Annotated in this window: 5 protein-coding genes; all 5 read left to right on the top strand. The window is 72.2% G+C overall.

The genetic code is table 11. From position 1 onward, the window contains the following. The coding region (locus CBW50_RS27940; protein WP_086148510.1) for an exosortase C-terminal domain/associated protein EpsI at positions 1 to 293 on the top strand (293 nt) is incomplete at its 5' end. After that, positions 283 to 1,485, top strand: coding sequence for a TIGR03088 family PEP-CTERM/XrtA system glycosyltransferase (locus tag CBW50_RS27935; protein ID WP_086148509.1), 1,203 nt, complete (start codon positions 283 to 285; stop codon positions 1,483 to 1,485). The genes CBW50_RS27940 and CBW50_RS27935, both read left to right, overlap by 11 nt. Positions 1,486 to 1,495: 10 nt before the next feature. Then, a complete protein-coding gene (locus CBW50_RS27930; RefSeq protein ID WP_086148508.1) occupies positions 1,496 to 3,436 on the top strand; it encodes an XrtA/PEP-CTERM system amidotransferase in 1,941 nt (646 codons plus the stop codon). 3 nt (positions 3,437 to 3,439) lie between these two features. Next, a complete protein-coding gene (locus tag CBW50_RS27925; protein WP_086148507.1) occupies positions 3,440 to 4,681 on the top strand; it encodes a TIGR04063 family PEP-CTERM/XrtA system glycosyltransferase in 1,242 nt (413 codons plus the stop codon). Continuing rightward, positions 4,678 to 5,345, top strand: a 668-nt coding sequence (locus CBW50_RS27920; RefSeq protein WP_139842690.1) for a glycosyltransferase, incomplete at its 3' end; no start/stop codon positions are given. The genes CBW50_RS27925 and CBW50_RS27920, both read left to right, overlap by 4 nt.

The following is a 5,345-nucleotide window of genomic DNA, read 5'->3' as shown; positions in this document are numbered from 1 at the left end:
TGGCGGGCGGGCCGCTGGCCGTGCGCGAAAGCGTGCTGGCGCACGGCGGCGAACGGCTGCTCGTCTGGCGCTTCTACCGCCAGGGCGGCGTCGCCACGGCAGAACCCGTCCTCGTGAAACTGTTGCTGGCGCAAGCCAAGCTGCTGGGCACGCGCCAGGATGGCGCGGAAATCATCGTCATGGCCGCCTACGACGAGCTGGCGCCGCCGCCGCGCGCGGCGCTGCAAGCGTTTTTGCGCGCCGCGCTGCCGGCCATCGTGCGCCGCCTGCAGGAGCCGCCCCATGGCGCCTGAGCTGCCCAGCGGCCACGCGGCGGGCGGCGACGCCCGGCCCCTGATCGTGCACGTGATCCACCAGCTCGACGTGGGCGGCCTGGAGAACGGCCTCGTGAACCTGCTCAACCACCTGCCGCCCGAGCGCTACCGCCACGCCATCGTCTGCCTGAAGAACGCCACGGCGTTCCGCCAGCGGCTGACGGCGCCCGGCGTGGAAGTGATCAGCCTGGACAAGCGCGAAGGCAAGGACTGGCGCCACTACGCGCGCCTGTACCGCGTGTTCAAGCGGCTGCAGCCAGCCATGGTGCACACGCGCAACCTGGGCTGCATCGAAGCCCAGCTGCTGGCCTGGCTGGCCGGCGTGCGCCTGCGCGTGCATGGCGAACACGGGCGCGACATCAGCGACCTGCACGGCACCAGCCGCAAATACCGGCTGCTGCGCAAATGCATGCTGCCCTTCGTGCACCACTTCATCGCCGTCAGCGCCGACCTGGGGCAATGGCTGGTGGACGTCATCGGCGCCGCGCCCGAGCGCGTCACGCATATCGGCAACGGCGTCGACAGCGTGCATTTCCACCCGCGCCTGGGGCCGACGGCGGCCGTCGGCCCGCCCGGCTTCCTGCGCAACGGCGCCTTCGTCATCGGCAGCGTGGGCCGCATGGCGGCCGTCAAGGATCATGCGTCGCTGGTGCAGGCCTTCCTGCTCCTGCTGGCCCAGCCCGGCGCCCACGCGCGCCTGCGGCTGATCCTCGTCGGCGACGGCCCCTGCCGCCAGGCTTGCCTGACCCTGCTGCAGCAGGCCGGCGCGGCCCACCTGGCCTGGCTGCCCGGCGCGCGCGACGACGTGGCCCAGCTGCTGCGGGCCATGGACCTGTTCGTGCTGCCGTCGCTGGCCGAAGGCAGCTCGAACACCATCCTCGAAGCCATGGCGACGGGGCTGCCCATCGTCGCCACCCAGGTGGGCGGCAATGTGGAACTGGTGCAGTCAGGCTGGAACGGCACCCTGGTGCCGCCCGGCTCGCCCGACATGCTGGCCGACGCCATGCTCGACTACTACAGCATGCCGGAGCTCGGTCCCCGCCACGGCGCGCGCGGGCGGCGCCTGGTGCTGGCCGAACACAGCCTGCCCGCCATGGCCGGCGCCTACCTGGCCGTGTACGACCGGCTGACGGGCGCGCCGCAGCCTTCGCCCCTGTCCACCTATCCCTGAAAGGCATCCCATGTGCGGCATCAGCGGCATCTTCGACCTGCAGGGCCAGCGCGACATCGATCCTGCCCTGCTGGCGCGCATGAACCACAGCCTGCGCCACCGCGGCCCCGATGAAGGGGGCTTGCACCGCGAACCGGGACTGGGACTGGCGCACCGGCGCCTGTCCGTCATCGACCTGGCCAGCGGCCAGCAGCCGCTGTTCAACGCCGACCGCAGCATCGCCATCGTCTTCAATGGCGAAATCTACAACTACCGCAGCCTGATGGCCGAGCTGCGCCAGTTCGGCCACGCCTTCCGCACCAGCAGCGACACGGAAGTCATCGTCCACGCCTGGGAGCAATGGGGGGAACAGTGCGTGCAGCGCCTGCGCGGCATGTTCGCCTTCGCCCTGTGGGACCGCCGCCGCCACCTGCTGTTCCTGGCGCGCGACCGCCTGGGCGTGAAACCCCTGTATTACGGCGAGGCGGACGACGGCACCCTGCTGTTCGGCTCCGAACTGAAAGCCCTGCTCACGCATCCGGCCATGCCGCGCGACCTCGATCCGCTGGCCGTGGAAGAGTATTTCGCCTACGGCTACGTGCCCGAGCCGCGCAGCATCTTCCGCCAGGCGCGCAAGCTGCCGCCCGGGCATACCCTCTCGATCCGCGCCGGCCGGCCGCTGCCCGCGCCGCGGCCCTACTGGGACATTCCGTTCACGCCGCATGCCGCGGCGGGCGAGGCGCAGCTGGCCGACGAACTGCTGGCGCGCCTGCGCGAGGCCGTGCGCATCCGCATGGTGGCCGAAGTGCCGCTGGGGGCCTTTCTCTCCGGCGGCGTCGATTCGAGCGCCGTCGTGGCGCTGATGGCCGGCGCCAGCGCCGCGCCCGTCAATACCTGCTCGATCTCGTTCGGCGACCCGGCCTACGACGAGGCGCGCTACGCCGACCTGGTGGCGCGCCGCTACGGCACCTTGCACCACGCGCGCCAGGTGGCGCAGGACGATTTCGAGCTGATCGACCTGCTGGCCAATCTGTACGACGAACCGTTCGCCGACAGTTCCGCCATGCCGACCTACCGCGTGTGCCAGCTGGCGCGCCAGCGGGTCACGGTGGCCCTGTCCGGCGACGGCGGCGATGAAAGCATGGCCGGCTACCGGCGCTACCGCCTGCACACGCGCGAGGAAAAGCTCAGGGGCCTGCTGCCGGCGGGCCTGCGCCAGTCGCTGTTCGGCGCCCTCGGGCGCTGGTATCCGAAGGCCGACCGGGCGCCGCGCTTCCTGCGCGCCAGGACCACCTTCGAAGGCCTGGCGCGCGACACGACGGACGCGTATTTTCACGGCGTCAGCCTGCTGGGCGACGCCATGCGCGCGCGCCTGTTCAGCCCCGAGCTGCGGCGCAGCCTGCAAGGCTACCGGGCCGTCGAAGTGCTGCGCCGACACGCGCTGGCCAGCCCTGCGCAGGATCCGCTGTCGCAGGTGCAGTACCTCGACCTGAAGACCTACCTGCCCGGCGACATCCTGACCAAGGTGGACCGGGCCAGCATGGCCCACGCGCTGGAAGTGCGCTCGCCGCTGCTGGACCATGAACTGGTGGCGTGGATGTCCGGCCTGCCGCCGCCGCTGAAACTGCGCCGCGGCGTAGGCAAATACCTGCTGAAGAAGGCCCTGCGTCCGCTGCTGCCCGACGAACTGCTGTACCGCCGCAAGATGGGCTTTTCCGTGCCGCTGGCCGCCTGGCTGCGCGGGCCGCTGCGCCAGCGCCTGCAGCAGCGGCTGCTGGGTCCCACGCTGGCGCAGTGCGGCCTGTTCGACATGGACTATGTGCGCCAGCTGCTCGAGCAGCATGCGTCCGGACGGCGCGACTACAGCGCGCCGCTCTGGTCGCTCCTGATGTTCGACGCCTTTTTGCGCCAGGTGCTGCCGGCCGGCGCGCAGCCTTCGCCCGCGCCGGCGCCCCTGGCGACGATAGGATAGGCCATGCGCATCCTGCACATCCTCGACCATTCGCTGCCGCTGCACAGCGGCTACAGCTTCCGCACGCTGGCCATCCTGCGGCAGCAGCGGGCGCTGGGCTGGCACACCGTGCAGCTGACGGGCGCCAAGCAGGGGCCGTCCGAGGGCGCGCAGCAGCTGGTCGACGGCTGGCATTTCTACCGCACGGCGCCCAGCCGCCGCTGGTGGGCGCGCCTGCCCGTGCTGCGCCAGGCGGCCGTCATCGTGGGACTGGCCGTGCGCCTGCGCCGGCTGGCGCGGCGGCTCAGGCCCGACATCCTGCACGCGCATTCGCCCGCCCTGAACGCCATCGCCGCCCTGAATGCGGGCCGCGCCTTGGGCATCCCCGTCGTGTACGAAGTGCGGGCCTTCTGGGAAGACGCGGCCGCCGACCATGGCAGCAGCCGGCCCGGCGGCTTGCGCTACCGGCTCACGCGGGCGCTGGAAAACCACGCGCTGCGCCGCGCCGACGCCGTCACCACCATCTGCGAAGGCTTGCGCCGCGAACTGCGCGCGCGCGGCGTGCCCGCGCATAAGATCACCGTGATCCCGAACGCCGTCGATGCGGGCGCCTTCAGCACCACCGCGCCCGAAGACCACTGGCTGGCGCATAAACTGGGCCTGTACGGCCACCTGGTGATCGGCTTCATCGGCTCGTTCTACGCCTACGAGGGCCTGGCCCTGCTGCTGCAGGCCATGCCGCGCATGCTGGCCGCGCAGCCGGCCCTGCGCCTGCTGCTGGCCGGCGGCGGCCCGCAGGAAGCGGCGCTGCGCGCGCTGGCGGCGCAGCTGGGCGTCGATGGCGCCGTCGTCTTCGCCGGCCGCGTGCCCCATGCGCAGGTGGCCGCGTACTACCAGCTGCTCGACATCTGCGTCTACCCGCGCCTGCCCATGCGCCTGACGGAGCTGGTGACGCCATTAAAACCGCTCGAGGCGATGGCGCAGGGCCGGCTCGTGGTGGCGTCCGACGTGGGCGGCCACCGCGAACTGGTGGCCCATGGCGAAACGGGCCTGCTGTTTCGCGCCGGTGACGCCGGCGCGCTGGCGCAGACGGTGCTGACCCTGCTGCTGGCGCCCGACAGCTGGACGCCGCTGCGGCGCCAGGCGCGCGCCTTCGTGGAAACGGAGCGCAGCTGGGCCGCCAGCGTGGCCCGTTATGCGCACGTATATGCGCGCGTGACGGCGCCGGCCGGATCGCCGGACCTGCCGCAGGAAATGCGGCCATGAAGCTGTCCGGCCTGCGCATCGCTCTGGTCGGTCCCATGCCGCCGCCGGCCGGCGGCATGGCTAACCAGACGCGGCAGCTGGCGGCGCTGCTGCATGCCGAAGGCGCGCAGGTGCAGCTGCTGGCCGTCAACGGCCCCGTGCTGCCGCCCTGGCTGGCGCGCATCCGCTACCTGCGCGCCGCGCTGCGCCTGCCGGTGCACCTGTGGCGGCTGTCGCGCGCCGCCAATACGGTCGACCTGTTCCACATCATGGCCAATTCCGGCTGGTCCTGGCATCTGCAGGCCGCGCCCGCGCTGTGGATCGCCAGCCTGAAAGGCAAGCCGGCCCTGCTCAACTACCGGGGCGGCGAGGCGGCAGCCTTTTTCGCCCGCGCGCCGCGCCTGGTGTCGCTCAGCCTGCGCCGCGCCAGCGCCATCGTCGTGCCCTCGGCCTTCCTGGCCCGCCTCTTCGAGCAGCACGGGCTCACGGCACACATCGTGCCCAACGTGGTGGACCTGGCCCGCTTTGCGCCCGCCGCAGCCGCGGCAGAGGCGGCGCCGGCGGGCGGGCCGCGCATCCTCGTCGCGCGCCACCTGGAAGCCCTGTACGACAACGCCAGCGCCGTGCGCGCCTTCGCCCTCGTGCGCCAGGCGTATCCGGCGGCGCGCCTGGTGCTGGCCGGCGG

It is taken from the genome of Janthinobacterium sp. GW458P, assembly GCF_002127585.1.
Classification (GTDB): Bacteria; Pseudomonadota; Gammaproteobacteria; order Burkholderiales; family Burkholderiaceae_D; genus Janthinobacterium.
Note: the sequence above shows the minus strand (reverse complement) of the source record. Positions and strands in the feature narration are given on the sequence as shown.

Bases quoted from the DNA above. Each gene is read 5' to 3' on its own strand.
- CBW50_RS27930 (WP_086148508.1), top strand. From the start codon at position 1,496: ATGTGCGGCATCAGCGGCATCTTCGACCTGCAGGGCCAGCGCGACATC.
- CBW50_RS27925 (WP_086148507.1), top strand. From the start codon at position 3,440: ATGCGCATCCTGCACATCCTCGACCATTCGCTGCCGCTGCACAGCGGC.
- CBW50_RS27935 (WP_086148509.1), top strand. From the start codon at position 283: ATGGCGCCTGAGCTGCCCAGCGGCCACGCGGCGGGCGGCGACGCCCGG.